14 protein-coding genes and 1 pseudogene are annotated in these 18,547 nt (G+C 66.3%); 6 read left to right on the forward strand and 9 right to left on the reverse strand.

Translation table 11 applies throughout. The features are described from left to right. Positions 1 to 177, forward strand: a pseudogene (locus M3I56_RS33095) (IS256 family transposase); the annotation flags it as partial. A gap of 206 nt (positions 178 to 383) precedes the next feature. Here the strand turns inward: M3I56_RS33095 and M3I56_RS33100 are convergent. Continuing rightward, positions 384 to 1,799, reverse strand: a complete 1,416-nt coding sequence (locus tag M3I56_RS33100; protein ID WP_254357584.1) for an FAD-binding oxidoreductase — start codon at positions 1,797 to 1,799, stop codon at positions 384 to 386. Between the two features lie 330 nt (positions 1,800 to 2,129). On the opposite strand from M3I56_RS33100, the gene M3I56_RS33105 reads away from it, so the two are divergent. From M3I56_RS33105 to M3I56_RS33115, 3 genes are all read left to right on the forward strand, one after another. Further along, entirely contained in the window at positions 2,130 to 2,993 is an 864-nt protein-coding gene (locus tag M3I56_RS33105; protein WP_254357585.1) for an IclR family transcriptional regulator, read from the forward strand. 197 nt (positions 2,994 to 3,190) lie between these two features. Then, positions 3,191 to 4,828 (forward strand): GMC family oxidoreductase, encoded by a 1,638-nt coding sequence (locus M3I56_RS33110; protein ID WP_254357586.1) that lies wholly within the window; start codon positions 3,191 to 3,193, stop codon positions 4,826 to 4,828. A 138-nt stretch (positions 4,829 to 4,966) separates the two neighbouring features. Beyond that, a complete protein-coding gene (locus M3I56_RS33115; protein WP_254357587.1) occupies positions 4,967 to 6,286 on the forward strand; it encodes an MFS transporter in 1,320 nt (439 codons plus the stop codon). A gap of 52 nt (positions 6,287 to 6,338) precedes the next feature. On the opposite strand, the gene M3I56_RS33120 is transcribed toward M3I56_RS33115, so the two are convergent. The 4 genes from M3I56_RS33120 to M3I56_RS33135 form a co-directional block, all read right to left on the reverse strand. After that, the gene (locus M3I56_RS33120; protein WP_254357588.1) at positions 6,339 to 7,346 is read right to left on the reverse strand and encodes a GTP-binding protein; all 1,008 of its coding nucleotides are present in this window, start codon (positions 7,344 to 7,346) and stop codon (positions 6,339 to 6,341) included. Further along, complete coding sequence (locus M3I56_RS33125) at positions 7,343 to 9,019, reverse strand: amidohydrolase (RefSeq protein WP_254357589.1); 1,677 nt, start codon at positions 9,017 to 9,019, stop codon at positions 7,343 to 7,345. Before M3I56_RS33125 ends, M3I56_RS33120 begins: the two co-directional genes overlap by 4 nt. A gap of 15 nt (positions 9,020 to 9,034) precedes the next feature. After that, complete coding sequence (locus M3I56_RS33130; RefSeq protein WP_254357590.1) at positions 9,035 to 10,447, reverse strand: sodium:solute symporter; 1,413 nt, start codon at positions 10,445 to 10,447, stop codon at positions 9,035 to 9,037. 73 nt (positions 10,448 to 10,520) lie between these two features. Next, positions 10,521 to 10,724 (reverse strand): DUF3311 domain-containing protein, encoded by a 204-nt coding sequence (locus M3I56_RS33135; RefSeq protein WP_254357591.1) that lies wholly within the window; start codon positions 10,722 to 10,724, stop codon positions 10,521 to 10,523. A gap of 253 nt (positions 10,725 to 10,977) precedes the next feature. Between M3I56_RS33135 and M3I56_RS33140 the strand changes: the two genes are divergently transcribed. Next, positions 10,978 to 11,895 carry an NAD(P)-dependent oxidoreductase gene (locus M3I56_RS33140; RefSeq protein ID WP_375541830.1) on the forward strand — a complete coding sequence of 306 codons (918 nt, stop codon included), beginning with the start codon at positions 10,978 to 10,980 and terminating at the stop codon, positions 11,893 to 11,895. Positions 11,896 to 11,992: 97 nt separating this feature from the next. Here the strand turns inward: M3I56_RS33140 and M3I56_RS33145 are convergent, their stop codons facing one another. The 3 genes from M3I56_RS33145 to M3I56_RS33155 all read right to left on the reverse strand — a co-directional run bounded on the left by M3I56_RS33145 (position 11,993) and on the right by M3I56_RS33155 (position 16,556). Continuing rightward, a complete protein-coding gene (locus M3I56_RS33145; protein WP_254357593.1) occupies positions 11,993 to 13,375 on the reverse strand; it encodes an MFS transporter in 1,383 nt (460 codons plus the stop codon). A 77-nt stretch (positions 13,376 to 13,452) separates the two neighbouring features. Next, positions 13,453 to 15,114 (reverse strand): AMP-binding protein, encoded by a 1,662-nt coding sequence (locus tag M3I56_RS33150; protein WP_254357594.1) that lies wholly within the window; start codon positions 15,112 to 15,114, stop codon positions 13,453 to 13,455. Beyond that, positions 15,111 to 16,556: an aldehyde dehydrogenase family protein gene (locus M3I56_RS33155; protein ID WP_254357595.1), complete on the reverse strand. Its 1,446-nt coding sequence runs from the start codon at positions 16,554 to 16,556 to the stop codon at positions 15,111 to 15,113. The genes M3I56_RS33150 and M3I56_RS33155 overlap by 4 nt, the downstream gene beginning before the upstream one ends. A gap of 217 nt (positions 16,557 to 16,773) precedes the next feature. Here M3I56_RS33155 and M3I56_RS33160 point away from each other — a divergent pair, with 217 nt between their 5' ends. Next, positions 16,774 to 17,538 carry an IclR family transcriptional regulator gene (locus M3I56_RS33160; RefSeq protein ID WP_254357596.1) on the forward strand — a complete coding sequence of 255 codons (765 nt, stop codon included), beginning with the start codon at positions 16,774 to 16,776 and terminating at the stop codon, positions 17,536 to 17,538. A gap of 20 nt (positions 17,539 to 17,558) precedes the next feature. Here M3I56_RS33160 and M3I56_RS33165 read toward each other — a convergent pair whose 3' ends face one another. Then, positions 17,559 to 18,512, reverse strand: coding sequence for a DmsC/YnfH family molybdoenzyme membrane anchor subunit (locus tag M3I56_RS33165; RefSeq protein ID WP_254357597.1), 954 nt, complete (start codon positions 18,510 to 18,512; stop codon positions 17,559 to 17,561). Positions 18,513 to 18,547 lie beyond the last annotated feature (35 nt).

The raw sequence follows: 18,547 nt of genomic DNA on the forward strand, positions 1-18,547 counted from the left end.
CGCAAGATCGTCAAGACGCGTGGGCACTTCCCCACGGACGAGGCCGCGACCAAACTGCTGTGGCTGGCCTTGCGCAATATCACGGCTGACTGGAGCCGTGCCGCACATGACTGGAAAGCCGCGATGAACCAGTTCGCGATCCTCTACGAGGATCGCTTCACCAGGAATCATTTGTAGAATGCAATTGATGACCTGCCAGACGGCAGGTTTTTATCTGCCTTGCACACAAAAATTCAGACACTTCCCAACCATGTCCCCATACACCTGTCAATCATGTCTCCGGTCTGTACACCGCGGCAAAGAAAAGTAGGTGCCGCCCCGCACAGGGGCAACGCCGCATACCGACGCGAAAACAAGGAAAAGCCAACAGCAAACGCACACCATCAAGCCTTCTCATCCCGCCTGAAATACTCCAAATAAAGCAACCTCTGCCCAATCCGCCGGAAAGGCGCAAACGGATGCCCAGGCAGCGGCGACGTAAAAATCGGCAGCGTGTGCTGTGCGCCCTTACCCGCGATGCGCTCAGCAAGCCGCCGCCCCGCCTGCTGCGAATAGGACACGCCATTCCCCCCATAGCCAAGCGCGTAAAACACCGATTGCCGGGGATCCGGCTGACACACACGGGGCATCATGTCGTGGCTCACATCCACCCAGCCCCACCACGAATAGTCGATCTGCACCCCGCGCAGCGCGGGGAACTTACGCGCCATACCTTCCTTGAGCAGATCGAGATGACGCGGATTAGGCGCATCATCGCCAGTAATCGCGCTGCGGCTGCCGATCTGCAACCGGCCGTCGGGCAAGAACCGATAGTAAAAGCGTAGCGTGCGCGTGTCCGTGAGCACCTGAGTCGTGCGAAAGCCGCACGCGGCGATCTCGGCTTCGGTGAGCGGACGCGTGACCATCGAATTCGAAAGGATCGGCATGACCTTGCTGCGCAGCGTGGGATGCAGCGTCTGCGCCGTGTACGCGCCGGTCGCGATGCCAACCGCGCGCGCCCGCACCACGCCGCCCGGCGTGCGCAAGTGATGCACGCCATTGATGGTCTCCCATCCCATCACCGGGCTGCTCGTGTGGACCTTCACGCCAGCGGCGCGTGCAAGGCGCAGATACCCGAACGCCAGCTTCAGCGCATGGATGCCGATCCCTTCGGGCTCGTGCAGCGCGCCGGCCGCCTCGTGGTCGTCGATGAATTCGCGGCGAAACGTCTGCGCGCTCAAAAGCTCCGACGGGTAGCCGAATACGTCCTTCCACACCTTCGCCTCGGCGGCGAGCTTCGCCATGATGCGCGGCCGGTGCGCGATCAGGAAGTGGCCGCCCGGCTGAGGATCGCAATCGATCTCGGCAACGAGTTCCTTGAAATGATCGAAGCCCTGCTGGATTTCGTCGTGCATTTTCAGGGCGACATCCTTGCCCCAACGCTCGATCCATTGCGAGCGCGAGAGGCGGCCCGAGGCGTTCTGCCCCTGTCCGCCATTGCGGCTGCTGCAGCCCCAACTCGTGCGGTTCGCCTCCAGCACCACGGCCTTGATGCCATGCTCGCGCGCGAGGCAGAGCGCCGCGGCGAGCCCCGTGTAGCCCGCACCGATGATCGCGACGTCCACGTCGAGATCTTTCGTGACGGGGCCGTCGTCGGGCGGCGGGCTGCCCGCCGTCGCGACCCAGTAGGTCGGTGCGTAATCCTTGCCGACCCCGGGGCCCGGCGAGACGAGCGGGTCGTACGTCGGGTCGTACTTCGTGGAGCCGGACTCGCTCGCGGCAAAGCCGGCGGCGGCGGAATCGACTGTGCTGTATCCCATGATCAATGCTCCACAGGCTTCGTGAAGACGCTTGCACGCTCCGCTGCGAGAGCGGTTCCTGCCGACTGCCTGTTCGTCATGCCTGTCTCCTTGCAAAGCTGTCGTCGTTCTTTGGCGCTCTGTTAGGAAAAATTCTAGGCAGACCAGAATTGCGCAGGTAGAGCCAGTGGACCGGTATCGCCTGGTACAGCGCGCGAATCACTCGCATGACGTATCGGGGTAATCCGCTACGTAACCCCGCGAACTTTGCGCTCATACTGAAAATGTGCCGGGAAACTCGAACAATTCGTTTCATTTCCACTGCCCTTCAGGACCTTCAGGAGGAAGCCGATGCGCGAGACAGCGCGAGAGACGACGCAAACCCCAACGCAAAACAGGGCGCAAGACAACGCCCCCGCGCTGCGCGAAGAATCGTCAGGGGACGACGCCCGGGTGCTGCGCGCGCTCGTGGTGCTGGAGCAACTGGCGTCCGCGGGCCAGCCGTATACGCTTTCGCAGTTGTCCGCCCGGCTGCATATTCCCAAGGCGACGCTGCTGCGGCTCATCGATTCGCTGGAAGCGCGCGGCTATGTGATCCACATGCCCGATTCGCGTGGGCACGACCGCAGCATCGCGCTGGGCCCGCGCGCAGCGCAGCTCGCGCTCGCCACACTCGCCAACAACACCTTCACGCGCTCGTGCCGCGTGCTGCTGCGCACCCTCGTGGAGGCGCTTGGCGAAACCTGCAATCTCACCGCGCTCGACGGCGACCGCGTGCTCTATATCGAGCGCGTCGAAACGACGGAGCCGCTGCGCATGGAGATGCGTCCGGGCATGCACGTTCCGCTGCACTGCACCGCGAGCGGCAAGCTCTTTCTCTCGCAGATGAGCGTGCTCGAGCGCAACGCGCTGCTCGAACGCCTCGTGCTGACAAAGATGACGCCCCGCACCCTGACCGCCCCCAGGGCGCTCGCTGCCGAGCTCGAACAGCTCGCGGTGCGCGGCATCGGCATCGACAACGAAGAGTTCGTGCGCGGCATGGTGGCGATTGCGGTGCCGGTGCGCGACCCCGCCAGCAAACGCGTGCTCGCCGCGCTCGCCGTGCATGCCCCGACTGCGCGCGCGACCCTCGAGGAACTGCTGGAGTCGGTGGGCCGCATGAAGCAAACGGCGACTAGACTCGCGCCGCTGCTCCAGGGGCTCTCGCTCGCCTGAGCGGGCGCCGGTGCGTCGCCGCTTCGGCGGCAAAACGGGCGCGCTGCGCCGTGGACTTCTGATTCCGTTTCGGCAGTTTCCGTTTCACTTTCGGCCCGTGCGCACGATCCCCGCTTGCGGTCGGCATCCCCTTCCCCGACATTGATCCGAAAACGCGGCGCATCATGCCGCTCCTGGATTTCGAGGAGACGGGATTCATGGACCATGAGGTCGACTACCTGATCGTCGGCGCCGGATCGGCCGGTTGCGTGCTTGCCCACCGGCTGAGTGCCGACGCGCGCAACGCCGTGCTGCTGCTCGAAGCGGGTGGCGAGGACAACAATCCGTGGATCCACGTCCCGGTCGGCTACTTCAAGACCATGCACAACCCCGCGCTCGACTGGTGCTACCGCACCGAGCCGGACGAAGGTGTGGCCGGCCGGCAGATCGACTGGCCGCGCGGCAAGGTGCTCGGCGGATCCAGCTCGCTCAATGGCCTGCTCTACGTGCGCGGGCAGCGTGAGGATTACGATCGCTGGGCGGAGCTCGGCAATCGCGGCTGGAGTTATGCCGACGTTCTCCCGTATTTCAGGAAGTCCGAGGACCAGGAGCGCGGCGCGAACACCTGGCACGGCGTAGGCGGCCCGCTGAAGGTCTCCGATCTGCGCTTGCGCCGGCCCATTGCCGATCATTTCATCGCCGCCGCGCAGGAAATCGGCATCCCGTTGAATGAGGACTACAACGGCGCGGTCCAGGAAGGGGTCGGCTACTTTCAGCAGACGGCCTATAACGGCTTTCGCTGGAGCACTGCGAAGGGTTTTCTCAAACCCGCGCGCAAACGCAGCAATCTGACCGTGGAAACGCGGGCGCAGGCGAGCCGGATACTGTTCGAAGGACGCCGTGCGGTCGGCGTGGAATATCTGCAGGACGGCGTGAAAAAGCGTGCGCGTGCGCGCGTCGAGGTCATTCTCGCTTCGGGCGCGATCGGCTCGCCGCAGATTCTTCAGCACTCCGGAGTTGGCCCGGCGCACGTGTTGCGCAACGCGGGCGTTGCCGTGCTGCACGACTTGCCGGGCGTCGGTCAGAACCTGCAGGATCATCTTCAGGTACGGCTCGTGTTCCGCACGCGCGAACGCACGCTCAACGACGAGGTCAATCATCCGTTGCGCAAGGCGTGGATCGGCTTGCAATACGCGCTCTGGCGCACCGGACCGCTCACACTGGCGGCCAGCCAGGTGGCGATCTTTACGCGATCGAACCCCGCGGCCGAGCGCCCCGACATCCAGTTCCACATGCAGCCGCTGAGCGCGGACAAGCCCGGCCAGGGCGCGCATCCGTTCTCGGCGTTCACGGCGTCCGTCTGCCAGTTGCGGCCCCATAGCCGCGGCAGCGTCGAAATCCGCGGCTCCGACCCGCTCCAGTATCCTGCCATTCGCGCCAACTATCTGTCCGATCCGCGCGACCATCCCGTCGTGATCGGCGGCATTCGCGTGGCGCGCCGCATCGCCGCCGCGCCCTCGCTGGCGCCGCACATCGTGTCCGAGTTCGTGCCCGGCGAGCGGTATCAGAGCGATGCCGAGCTGCTGGATGCGGCGCGCCAGTTCAGCCAGTCCATCTATCACCCCGCGGGCACCTGCAAGATGGGCCGCGACGCGACCGCGGTCGTCGACGAGCGCCTGCGCGTGTATGGCCTCGCCGCGCTGCGCGTCGTCGATGCGTCGATCATGCCGGAGCTCGTCTCAGGCAACACCAACGCCCCCGTGATCATGATCGCGGAGAAAGCCGCCGACATGATTCTCGAGGACCACGCGAGCCTTTCCCGGCTGCAACGGGAGCATGCCGAAGCCTACCCCTGAAGTCACCCGGCGCAAGGGCTCGAGTAAGTAGTATGCGCAGCACGGCAACGACACGCAGCAAACAAAGGATACCTTACGAAAATACCTGCTTTGCAAGAGACCGCATCGCTCCAGGTGCGCCCCAAAAAGGAGACAGCCATGAACGCATTGCCCCGCACCGACGCCCGGCAGATGAGGCGCGTGGTCGTCGCGAGCCTGATCGGCGCGACCATCGAGTGGTACGACTTCTTCCTCTACGGCGTCGTCGCCGGCATCGTCTTCAACAAGCTTTATTTCCCGAGCGGCGATCCCCTCATTTCGACGATGTTCGCCTACGGCACCTTCGCGGTGGGCTTCCTGAGCCGTCCGCTCGGCGGCATCGTCTTCGGGCACTTCGGCGACCGGCTCGGCCGTAAAAGCATGCTGATCATGACGCTTTCGATCATGGGCGTCGCCACCGTGTTGATCGGCACCGTACCGACCTACGCGCAGATCGGCCTGTGGGCACCCGCGCTGCTGCTTGTCCTGCGCATTGCGCAGGGCCTGGGCCTCGGCGGCGAATGGGGCGGCGCCGTGCTGATGTCGTTCGAATACGCGCCCGAAGGCAAGCGCGGCCTCTATGCGAGCATTCCGCAGATCGGTCTCGCGATCGGGCTCTGCCTCGCGTCGGGCGTGGTCGCCCTGCTCTCCTCCGTGCTCAGCAATGCGCAGTTTCTCGCCTGGGGCTGGCGCGTGGCGTTCTTCCTTTCCTTCGCGCTCGTGGCGATCGGCATGTATATCCGCCTGCGCGTGCTGGAAACGCCCGAGTTCGAACGCGTGAAGCAACAGGGCGCCGAGGTCCGCGTGCCGATCGCCGAGGTGCTCGGCCGCTATCCCGGCAACGTGCTCGCCGGCATGGGCGCCCGTTTCATCGACGGTGTGTTCTTCAACGTCTTCGCCGTTTTCACGATCGCCTATCTCACGCAGACGCTCAAGCTCTCGCGCACCGACGCCCTGCTTGCCGTCATGGCCGCCGCGTTCACGATGATCTTCACGATTCCGTTTTTCGGGCGACTTTCGGACCGCATCGGCAGAACCCGCATCTACTTCTGGGGCTCGCTCTTCACGGGCTTGTCGTCGTTCTTCGGCTTCTGGCTCATGAAGCACAGCGGCGGCTCGCCGGTGCTCGTGTGGATCGCCGTGATCATTCCGCTCGGCGTCATTTACGCTTCTGTCTATGGGCCCGAGGCGGCGCTCTTTGCCGAGCTGTTCGACGCCAACGTGCGCTACTCCGGCATCTCGTTCGTCTATCAGTTCTCCGGCATTTTCGCGAGCGGCATCAGCCCGATCATCGCGACCTGGCTTTTGCAGCGCAACGGGGGCGATCCGTGGCTCATTTGCCTCTATACGATGTTCGCGGGTCTCGTGAGCGCGCTCTCCGCCGCGTGGGTGGGCCGTCGGCATCACTCGCGGCAACTTGCCATGAGCGGGGCGCGGTGAATGGCTCGCCGCGCTTCACGCGCGGCATTGAATGCGGCACTACATGGCAACACTACGCGGCGGCACGCACGCAACACGCGAGCAGTCCGTCGCGCAACATCGCTTCGGTTTCCGAATCGATGAAGCCGATGAAGACGATGACGCTCTCCGTCCCGTTCGCCGCCTGCTCGCCCTGTGTGGGCGGCGTCATGCGCAGCCGGCGGCCCGCGACCTGGCACACGCGCGTGCTGACGCAACCTTCTGCATCCACCACGCGCACGAAGCCTTTTGCACGCAGGATCGTGCGCGGCAGCGCCTTGAGCCACGCGCGCAGGCGCCCCTTCTCCAATACGCCGGACGCGGCGAGCGCCACGCTCGTGAAGGTGGGGAACACGCTGGCGCCTTGCCCGAGCCGCCGGTGCTGCCAGCGGCCGGCATCGGCGAGCGCGCGTGCTTGCGGCACGCTCGCGTCGAACAGCAGCGCGAGCGGCACGCGGCCGTGATCCGCGGCCACGACGATATCGGTCGCGGCGAGCGCGCGCACGTCCGAGATGGCGCGCTCGCGCGACTCGGGCGCGATGAGGTCGAGTTTCGCCACGATCACCGCGCTCGCGCTGTCGATCTGCTGCTGCGCCATCGCGCCGACCAGCGGATCGACTAGCGTGCGCACCAGTTCCGGCGCGTCGACGACCACGAGCACGGCCGTGAGACGAAACGCGCTGTTGAGCAGGCCCACCTGGGCGATCTTCGCCGGGTCCGACACACCGCTCGCTTCGATCAGCAGGAGGTCCGGGCGATCCTCGCGCGCGGCGAGGCGCGCGAGTGCATCGACGAGCGCGCCGCCGATCGTGCAGCAGATGCAGCCGTTGTCGAGTTCGATCACGTCGTCGCTGCGCGCGCGCACGAGCCGGGCGTCGATATTCACGGCGCCGAAGTCGTTGACGAGCACCGCAATGCGCTTGCCGTGCGGCGCCTCCAGCAGATGGTTGACCACCGTGGTCTTGCCCGCGCCGAGGTAGCCGCCGATCACCGCGAGGTCGATTGGCGCGCGCGCGGTCGGCGACGTCGCATTGGCGTTCATCGCGGCGCGCGCATGACGCGTCCGCCGAGCACCGTGCCCCACACCGGCACGTCTTTCAGGCGCTCGGGCGCACAGGTGCTCGGGTCTTCGTCGAGCACCGCGAAATCGGCGAACTTGCCCACCTCGATGCTGCCGATCAGGTGATCGAGGCGCAGCGTGTACGCGGCGCCGAGCGTGATCGCATGGAGCGCCTCATCGACCGTGAGCCGCTCCGCCTCGCCCAGCACGCGTCCGCTGGCCGTTTCGCGCCGCACCGCGCACCACGCGGTAAAAAGCGGGCTCAACGCCGTGATGGGCGCGTCCGAATGAAGCGCGTAGGGAATGCCCATGCGCTGCGCCGAACCGGCCGGGTCCATGCGGTTCGCACGGTCCGGGCCCATGGTCTGGCTGTAGTGAGCGTCGCCCCAATAGTAAATGTGGTTCGCGAAGAAGTTCACGCACAGGCCCAGCGCGCGGATACGCCGCAATTGCGCCGCGTCAGCCATCTGGCAGTGCTGCAGCGTGTGCCGGTGATCGGGCCGTGGATGCCGCGCGAGCAGCGTCGCAAGCGCGTCGAGCACCACTTCGGTCGCTTCGTCGCCGTTCGTGTGGATATGCAGTTGCAGGCCTGCGCAGTGGTACGGCTCGAACACCTCGACCAGCTGCTCGGGCGGAATCAGCCACAGGCCGTTGGGCTGCCCGCCCGCGTAGCCGGGCCAGCGCACGCGCGCGGTGAAGCCCTGGATCGAGCCATCGACGATGAACTTGACGGGCCCGAAGCGCAGCTTGTCGGTATTGCCCGCCATCGCCTCCAGCACGCCGGCCGCGCGTTGCGCGGGATTACGCTGCGGCGCGAACGCGGGCACGATGCGCACCGGGTAGTCGGGGTCGGCAGTGACGCTGTGCAAGGTCCGGTTGCCCTCGGGCGAAAGGTCGTTCACGAGATCGGTCGCGGTCGTCACGCCCGCGAGCTGCGCGACGCGGCCAAAGTTCCAGACCGCGTGCGGCTTCTCGCTGGCCGCGATCGCGAGCTTGCCGCCAATCACCTGGTAGATCGGGAACATCGCCGCGAATTCCTGCAGCTCGCCCGTGGGCTGGCCCCGCGCGTCGCGCGCGATGCCGTCCACGTCCGTGTCCTCGTCGATGCCCGCGAGCGCGAGCATCGCGCTGTTCACGTTCATCAAATGCACGCTCGCATGGAGGATCGCGATCGGGCGGCGCGCCGAGACCGTATCCAGTTCGCGTGTCGTCAGACGGGCCGCGCCGAAGTAGATCGGATCGAAGCCCCACGCGAGCAACGGGCCGTCGTCGCTCATGGCGCGCTCGGCTTCAGAGAGGCGTTCGAGCACCGCGTCGAGCGTGCGCAGCCCGTGCCACAGCTTGCCGTCCGGCCCACGACGGTCGTAGTAGCCCACGTAGACCGCATCCCATACCGCGCCTTCCATCAGGTGGCAATGGCCTTCGACGAGCCCGGGCATCAGCACCTTGTCGCGTAGCGTGTCGTCGCGCGCGCAGGCGCCGAACTGCGCCTCCCAGCGCGCGGCGTCCTCGCTCGTGCCAACCGCGAGAATGCGCCCCTCGCGCACGGCCACGTGCGTTGCATGCGGCTGGCCGGGGTTGAGCGTGAGGATGCGGCGCGCCGCGAAAACCGTCACCGGCTGACCGGCAGAAGAGGACGAGGCTTGCGGATTCATTGACAGGCTCAACTCCTATGAATGACGGTGCAGCGGATCGGGCATGGCATAGCGCCGCCCGGACGGCCGCAACAGGCTATGTCCCACGAAGACGACGAGTACGTTCACACCGAGGCATACGAGCCCGAGATTGATGCCGCCGAAGCCGATATGCAGCGCGTAGCACACGATCGCGAGACCCTGCCCGCAGACGATGCCGGCCGCCACCGCGCCCGGCCGCACCTGGCGCCCGGCGAGCAGGATCAGCATGCCGGGCAGGAACTGCGTGATGCCATAGTAGGTCGTGTTGATGAGCGAGAGCATGAGGTTCGGCGTGAGCAGCGTGGTGGTGATCGACACCACCAGATAGGCCACGATCACGAATTTCGCGGTGCGCTTCTGGCGCGCCTCGGGCAGGTTCGGAATGAGGTTGCGCGTGACGATCGGCCCGATCGCGAGACAGATGCCCGCCAGCACGAGCAGCCCCGAGAGCGCGGCGCCCGCCGCGACGAGGCCGAGCAGCCAGTCGGGCAGCAGATGGACGGCGGCCACGAAGAACGCGTCGTTGGGCGAGGCGAGCTTGAGGTTCGCGCTGATCGCATAGTACGAGGCCACCACGAGGAACGGGTACATCATCATGTAGAGCGGCATGGCGATCTGGGTCCGGCGGATCGTGTTGGGCCCGCGCGCGGTGAAGAAGCCCTGTGCCGCAAACGGCATCATGTAGAAGCCGAGCGACTGGAACAGCATCGTGCTCATGGAGAAGCGCAGCTGAGGCGTCGTCATCGCGTTACTCACCTGGTGGCTCGCGGCATGGAACACCTCGTGCGTGCCGCCGGCCATCCACGCGGCGGCCACGCCCGTCACGACGATCGCGAGCAGCATCAGGATGTCCTTGAGCACGGCGATCCAGGCGGAGGCGCGCACGCCGGAAATGGCGATGTAGGTAAACGCGAGCGCGGCGCAGACGACGATCAGCCAGAACGGCTGAACGTGCCAGCCGAGTCCCTTGAGCGCGGAGACGAGGCCCGTAAACTGCAGTTCGCCCCAGGGGATCAGGAACAGGATGGACGAGCCCGCCACGATCAGCTCGAGCACGCGGCTGCGATAGTGACCCTTGAAGAGGTCCGCCTGCGTAATGGCGTTGTGCTGCTTGCCGACCTCCCAGATGCGCGGCCCGATGAAATAGCCGATGGGGTAAGCGAGCAGGATGTAGCCGAGAAACCAGATGCCATAGGTCGGCCCTTTCGCATAGATGCCGCCCGGAAAGCCGACCATCGTGCCGATACTGTAGATCTCGCCGGCCGTGAGGAAGAACACGAGCGCGACGCCGAACTGGCGCGACGCGACGAAGAAGTCGTGCACGCTCTGCTTGCCGTGGCCGCGCCGGGAGCGGATGGCGAGATACAGCGAAAAGGCGATCAGGAGCGAGAAGACGAATGTGGACATGCGCGGCTCTCCAGGGGGGAGGCGGTGGGAGGGGAGGCGGAGGCGCGGATGCGGTCTGCGCAGCCGGCGCTCACTAGTTCTCGTTCGCGTAGCGGTGCCGGTCGAAGAAATGCCAGCAGGCAAAAAGGCACCCGGAGGTCACGAGGAACCACGCGAAGATCCACGCGTAGATGAAGGGCACGCCAAAGACGTAGCGGTCCTGCTGCGCGGCCACCCAGGGCAGCGCGCCGATGACGCCCAGAAAAGGCAGGCCGATTCCGATCAGATACCTGAGCATCCTTGTCTCCTTTTGCGGGCCTGGACGCCCTGCTCCGGTCGCGAGCAAGGCCAGCCAGGCCGTCTTGTTGTACCGAGTATCGGCTGACAAAAACGCGCGAGGCTAGTGCCAGTTGCGCCCTATCGTTGAGTCCAGGCTGAGTGCAGATCGCGTCCCGGACGGCGCAGCCTTGTGCGGACGCCGCTCAAGCGCCGCGCCGATAGCTGAGATAATGAAGCCGCCCCAGCCTCAAACCCCACCCCAAGGAGCCACTGTGAGCCAATCCGCATCCTCGTCCGCCCCTAATCAGGTACGTCGTGTCGCGTTCCTGGGCCTCGGCGTGATGGGCCATCCCATGGCCGGTCATCTCGCCAAAGCCGGGCTCGACGTCACGGTCTACAACCGCACCGCCGAAAAGGCCGCGCAATGGGTCGCCGAGTACGGCGGCCGCGCGGCCGCCACGCCGCGCGAAGCGGCCCAGGGCGCCGATCTGGTGCTCGCCTGCGTCGGCAACGACGACGACCTGCGCAGCATCACGCTCGGCGCGGACGGCGCCTTCGCCGGTATGACGCGCGACGCCGTATTTGCCGACCACACGACCGCCTCCGCCAACGTGGCGCGCGAGCTTTCTGCGAGCGCCGCCGAACATGGCCTGCATTTCATCGACGCGCCCGTGTCGGGCGGCCAGGCGGGCGCCCAGAACGGCAAGCTCACGATCATGTGCGGCGGCGAAGCCGCGGCCTTCGAGCGCGCGAAGCCCACGCTCGCCCATTACGGGGCGGCCGTGACGCTGGTGGGCGCGGCGGGCGCCGGCCAGCTCGCCAAGATGGTCAACCAGATCTGTATCGCGGGCCTCGTGCAGGGGCTGTCCGAGGCGATCAACTTCGGCGAGCGCTCGGGGCTCGACATGGCGCTCGTGCTCGACGTGATCGGCAAGGGCGCCGCCGCGAGCTGGCAGATGGACAACCGCGGCCAGACCATGATGGCCAACAAGTTCGACTTCGGTTTCGCCGTGGACTGGATGCGCAAGGACCTGGGCTTCTGTCTCGACGAAGCGAAGCGCAACGGCGCGGCGCTGCCGGTCACGGCGCTCGTCGACCAGTTCTACGGCGACGTGCAGCGTCTCGGCGGCAGCCGCTTCGACACGTCGAGCCTCATCTGGCGCCTGCGCAAGCTCGACGGCGGCGCATAAGGCGTACTTCGGCGGCGGCTCCCTCAAAGCCCCGGAAGCCCCCGGAAGCCTTCAGGGCCGCCGCATGCACTGCCTCACGCCTCGCACCCTGCGGGGCTCAGCGCCACCAGCGCAGCGGGCGCCGCAGCGTGTGCCGTTCGAGCCGCACCGTCGGCATGCTGTCGAGGAACGCGAAGGCCCCCGCCTCTTCCGGGCCCATGCGCCGCTCGCGTTCCTCGTCCGCCTCGACCGTGCGCGCGGTATCGATGAAGAGCGCCGCGACGATGCCCAGCGCCAGCAACCCGGCCGAGATCATGAACGGCACGTTATAGCTGCCGGTGTGCTGGATCAGATAGCCGAACACGACCGGCGACAGCATCCCCGCAATGCCGAAGCCCGTGTTCATCATGCCGCCCGCCGTACCCGCGTACTTGCCGGCGATATCGAGTGGCAGCGTCCACAGCACCGGATTCGTGATCTCGAGGAAGAAGAACGAAGCGGAGAGGAAGAGCACCGCGACCATCGGGTTCGCGACGGACACCATCGGCAGCAGGAAAGCGAGCGAGCCGCCCATGCCGGTCACGAGCACCGCGCAGCGCGCGAAACGCAGCCGGCCTGTCCACTTGAAGAGCCGGTCGGAGACCACGCCGCCGAGCGTGTCGCCCACCACGCCGGCGAGCAGCGGCAGCGCCGTGAAGAGCGCAATCTGCTTGAGGTCGAAGCCGCGCGACTCCTTCAGATACGACGGCAGCCAAGTCAGATAGACCCACAGCAACCAGCCATAGCAGAAGTCGACGAACGTGACGAGCCACATGCGCCGCACGAGCTTGCGCCACGGCGTCGCCGCGCGCTTCGCGCGGTCGCAGTCGCCCTTGCAATAGCCGATCTCGGCGGTCTCTTCGGGCGTGACGCGCCGGTTCTGCTCCGGCGAGTTCGTGAACACGAAGAGATAGAGCACCGTCCACATCAGGCTCACGATGCCAAGCAGGATGAACGCGTCGCGCCAGCCGCCCGCCACCACCACCGCGAGCACGAGCGGCGGCGTCACCGCGCCGCCCAGGCGCGCGAAGCTGTGCGTCACGCCCTGCGCGAAACCGCGTTCGCCCACCGGCATCCAGTACGTGAAAGCGCGTGTGGCCGTCGGAAACGCCCCGCCCTCGCCCACGCCGAGCGCGAAGCGCAGCCCGACCAGCATCGCGACGCTGCCGGCAAAGCCCGTGGCGAGCGTGGCCGCGCCCCAGATCAACGAGAGCACGGTGAGCACGAGTTTCGGTCCGAACTTGTCCGAAAGCCAGCCGCCGATGATCTGCATGACGGCATAGGGATAGGCGAATGCGGAAAATACCAGGCCGAGCTGCACCGCGCTCAGGCCCATTTCGTGGCGGATCAGCGGTCCCGCGACCGCGATGTTCACGCGGTCGATGTACGAAATGAAATACATCAGACACATGACCGCGAGAATGATATGGCGCGTCTTGACGCGCTGCGCGTGCTGCTTCATGTCGTCGTCTCCTGAGTCTCTCTTTTGTGTCGCCGGGTCGGATGCGCGCGTCGGCGCGCGAGGCGCGTAGTCGTGTATCAGCCCGAGGGCGTCACGAGCTTCAGCCGTTGGACCTTGCCCGAGGGGCCGCGCGGCAGTTCGTTCACGAAGCGGATCTCTTTCGGCGTTTTGTAGCGGCCCAGTTCGCGCAGGCAGTGCTCGCGCAGCTCGTCCGGGTCGGGCGCGCCCTGCCAGTGAGCCTCGCGCGCAACCACGAACGCGACGATCTCCTGCCCATAGGCGGGATCGGGCACGCCGACGGCCGCCGCGTCGAGCACGCCCGGATGGCGCAGCAGCGCCTCGTCGATCTCGCGCGGCGCAATGTTCTCGCCGCCCTTGATGATCAGTTCCTTCGAGCGGCCGTTGATATAGAAGTAGCCTTCTTCGTCGCGATAGCCGAGGTCGCCGGTGCGCAGCCAGCCATCGGCAGTGAACGCCTTCGCCGTGTCCTCGTGGCGCTTGTAGTAGCCGCACATGACCTGGGCGCCGCGCAACACGATTTCGCCGCACTCGTTCGGTCCGCATTCGCGGCCGTCACGATCGATCACGCGCGCTTCGCCGCCCGATGGCAGGCCGATGCTGCCGATCCGGCGCCGCGATGCATCGTACGGATTGCTAAAGACCGGCGCGGCGGTCTCGGTCATCCCCATCGTTTCGATGACGCCAATGCCGAAGCGCGCTTCGAATGCGCGATGATGGTCGGCAGGCAGCGCGGCAGACGCGCTGCGGCAGAACTTGAGCGCCGAGAGGTCAAGCCCGCGCGGTTCGTCGCCGTTGAGGAGATAGGCGACGATGGTCGGCACCACGTTGATCCACGTGCAGCCGTAGCTGGCGGCGTCGCGCCAGAACGTGCGCCCGGAGAAACGCGCCGTGAGCACGACCGAGCCCGCGTGCCAGAGCGGCGCAAGCAAGGTCACGACGAGGCCGTTGATGTGATAGAGCGGCAGCGATGCCAGCACGCGGTCATCGTCGGCGAGCCGGTGCTCGAGGCTGATGTTGCGCGCGTTCGCATGGAGGCTTGCGTGGCTGAGCAGCACGCCCTTCGGCGCACCGGTCGTGCCCGAGGTGTACATCAGGAGGGCGATGTCGGCAGCATCGGGCCTGGACTGGGTTTCCACGGGCGGTGATTCCAGCACCGGGAGGCTCGCGAGGCTCGACGCCGGCACGGCGCTCGCCACATCGGCGGCCGCGATTTCGAGCGCGGGCAGCACCGGCAATGCGACGGCATCCGGCTCCGTACGCACGAGCGCAATGTTGCGCGACATGCCCTGCTCGCGCAGCGCGGCAAGCGCCGCCGCGAGCGCGCCGCTGGTCTGCGCGCTCGCGAAGATCATCCGCGTATCCGAATGCTCGACGATATAGGCGAGCTGGGACGCCTGGCAAAGCAGGTTGAGCGGATGCGCGATCAGTCCGCTGTACATCGCGCCGAGCAGCAGCGTGGCAGTCTGGATGCCGTTGCCCATCAGGACCGAAACGACGTCGCCCGGCTTGAGGCCGGCGTCGCGAAAGCGGCTCTCGAGCGCGCGGCAACGCTCGAGCAGCGCGCCGAAGGTCAGCGTCGCGCCGGCCGTGGCGCGCTCCGCGGCTGCGCCGGCGTCTTCCGTGGCGCCTTCGTCGGGCGCTGCCAGCAGGAAGGGCTTGTCCGGATACTGTGCGGCGCGTGCTTCGATCAGCGCGCGGATCGTGGCGGGCGCGCTCATTGGCCGAACCTCCGGAAATAGTCGCCGAGCAAGGTGTCGAGTTCGGGAACGTGCTCCGCGATCGGGTACGCGACGCGCGTGATGTTCAGGTACCGGCGAAAGCCGAGATTGTCCGAAAAGTTGTTGCGCCCCCAGGTCCCGCAGCCCATCGAGAGCGAGAACGGCAGGCCGTTGTCGAAGTTGCCGCCCGTCGCGAAGCAATGCGCCTGGTTGACGATCACGCGCGCCACCGGCAGCGTCGAACCCAGCGTCACGGCTTCGTTCGGCTCGCCCGTGTGCAGGCCCACCGAGTGACCCGCACCCATGTACGCGTACAGGCTGCGCACGATATCCGCCGCTGCGCCGAAATCGCGCGCGCGGTAGACCGTGAGCACGGGCGCGAGCTTTTCGCCCGAAAACGGATGTGCCGCGCCGAAGCCGCTCTCCTCGACCATCAGGAACGCGCTTGCGCGCGCTGCTACGTCGTCGAGGCCGGCGGTATGCGCGATCTGCGCCGCGGATTTTGCGGTGCAACGCGACGAGAGCTTGCCATCGGTCCACATCGCCGCCTGCAATAGCGCCTTTTGCTGCGCGTCGAGCAGCACGCCGCCACAGGCGGCGAGTTCGTGCAGCATCGCGTCGTAGACTGCCTCGTCGATCACGACGCTGTTCTCCGACGAGCAGCTCGTCGCGTAGTCGAAGGTCTTCGACGCGGCGATCTTGTGCGCCGCATCGCGAAGGTTCGCCGTGCGCGTGACGATCGACGCCACGTTGCCGGCGCCCACGCCGAAGGCCGGCGTGCCGCTGGCGTAGGCCATGCGCACATTGGCCTGCGAACCCGTCGCGACCACGAGGTCGGCTTCGCGCATCAGCGCGGCGGTTGCGGCCTTGTCCACGGGCGCGGGCAGCATCTGCACGAGCGCCGGGTCCAGCCCCGCTTTGGCGAACTGCGCATGGATGAAGCCGATGAGCGCGTCGCACGCGCCATAACCCTTCGGCGAGGGCGCGACGATCACCGCATTGCCGCATTTGAGCGCGTTGATGATCTTGTTGGCGGGCGTCGCGGCCGGATTGGTGGATGGCGTGATTGCCGCGACCACCCCGACCGCGCGCGCGATTTCGACGATGCCCGTGGCCTCGTCTCGCGCAATCACGCCACAGGTCTTTTTCCCATGCAGGTCGCGCAGCAGCCCGAGCGTCTTGCGGTAGTTCTTGCGGAACTTGTCGTCGGCGTTTCCGAGCCCTGTGTCGCGCACCGCCAGCTCGGCAAGCTCGCGATTTCGGCCGGGCTCCATGATCGCCCACGCGGCCGCCGCCGCAGCGGTATCCAGGGTTGCCTGCCCGGCGAACTCGAAGGCTTGCTGCGCTGCACGCGCACGCGCCACGAGCGCGGCGATCTGCGGCGCGGGCGCTTCGGGTTTGCCCGCACCGGCGGCATTGGCAACGGTCTCTCTCACATTCATCGGCGCGCTCCGATCAAATAATTGGCTGTACTGCCAATCTATTCATCGGCGCGTGAATGCGAGTCCCGATTCCCGCACAATCGGTGACACACGGCTAGGGAGCCGCGGAATATGCGATTTTCGGGACTTTCACCAGTCCCGAAAATCGCACCGGGCGATGCACAATAACGGGAAAGCTAGCGTCGACCACACAATGCAACCGACGCAGGAGACAAGCGTGTCCACATCGAACCAATCGAATGCGGCGGCAGTCCGCGCGTTCCGCGTGCTGGAAACGCTAGCCCAGGCGGGCCATCCTTTGGCGATGATGGATCTGGTGGAGGCGCTCGGTTTGCCCAAGCAGACGGTGCACCGCATCCTGACCCAGCTTACCGACGCGTGGCTCGTCACACGCGGCGCCAACGACAAGCTGTACGAGTGTTCGCCACGCGTGAGAATGATGGCGGTGAACGTGCTGATGCATGCCGGGCCGGCGGCGGCGCGGCATCTGCTGCTCGAACAGCTCGTCGAAAAAATCGGCGAGACCTGCAATCTCACCATGCTCGCCGGCAACGACGTGGTCTATGTCGACCGCGTGGAGACCGAATGGCCGCTGCGCATGCCTCTGCAGCCGGGCTCGCACGTGCCGCTGCACTGCTCGGCAAGCGGCAAGCTGCTACTGAGCTTTCTGCCCAAGGAGCGGCGCGACCGCATGATCGACACGCTGCCGCTGCGGGCCCACTCGGAGCAAACGATCACCGACCGCGAAGCGTTGCGCAAGGAGCTGGCGGTGACACGCCGCCGGCAGCTCGCGATCAACAATCAGGAGCATTTACAGGGCTTGATCGCGATCGCCGTTCCCGTGATGCTGGACCGCAACCGTGCGTGCGCGGCGATCGCCGTCCAGGCGCCGGTCGGGCGCGTCGCGCTCGACGACCTGCTCGCCTTCGTGCCCGACCTGAGGCATGCCGCAACGGAAACCGCAAAGACGTTCCGCGAGTAGAGGGACGTGGGGCGCTCGATTTACGAACGCTGATAGTAGAGATTCTGCGGATGCCGCGCTTCAGCAAAGAAAAACCAGCGCTCCGCCACCAGGCCAGCGTACTGGATCACAGCCGCCACGCAAAACACCGCGAACGATAGCCCAACGGATCGGATGCCGCCTCCGATCGCCACGAGGCAGAAGGGAGCGAGGAACGCCGCGATCAGGAACGTCCACTTGATGCGTCTGAGCGCGCGGGGCGTCTTGCCATGAAAGAACTCGCGCAGATTGAAGGCACCCGCCGTAAACCCGCGCGACTTCTGCTCGACATGTTGCGCGCGAATGCCGGTCGCGCTTTGCACGGTCGATTTCGGGCGCAGGCGCGCATTGCGGACCAGCGAGGCCGTGCGCGACGCGCAGCCCGCCAGCGTCAACACGCATGCGCAGACGGCAAGCGGCACCGCCATGGCCGGTGCGAATCTCGCGGCGCATGCGGTCGCGAGCGTGAAGCCGGACGCGCAGCCGAGCAATACGAAATTGACCAGCGTGAGCGGCGTCGCCCATTCCTGGAGAAAGCGCAGGCACGCGTAGATCATCGCGGTGCACACGAACAGCAGCAGGCTCGCGACGACAGCCACGCCCCCTATTGCCAGGGAATACGAGGCCCCTAGCAGGTGCGCGAGACCATAGGCGAACGTGCAGGCCAGAAACGCGGGAAGACAAAGGCATTCGCGCGACAGCCACGAGGTGCGCCACATCGCAATGGCCCGCCATGCCCGCTCGGGATGGCCGAGATGAAAGAACGACGCAACGAGCCCCAATGCGCCCAGTGCGCATGAAAGCGCCGCACCGACGACATAGAACATCGCCGGAACCGCCGCCACATCGCCGAAGCCAAGCCGTTGCGCCAGCTCCACGCCGACGAGCGCGATCAGCAACCCCTGGCCCGCCCCGCTCAGCGTGGTGAGAAACACCACTGAAAATGCCGGATTCATACCGTTCTCCACTTTTCGATTCGGCGCGCGCCATG

Source organism: Paraburkholderia sp. CNPSo 3281 (assembly GCF_024206515.1).
GTDB lineage: Bacteria > Pseudomonadota > Gammaproteobacteria > Burkholderiales > Burkholderiaceae > Paraburkholderia > Paraburkholderia nodosa.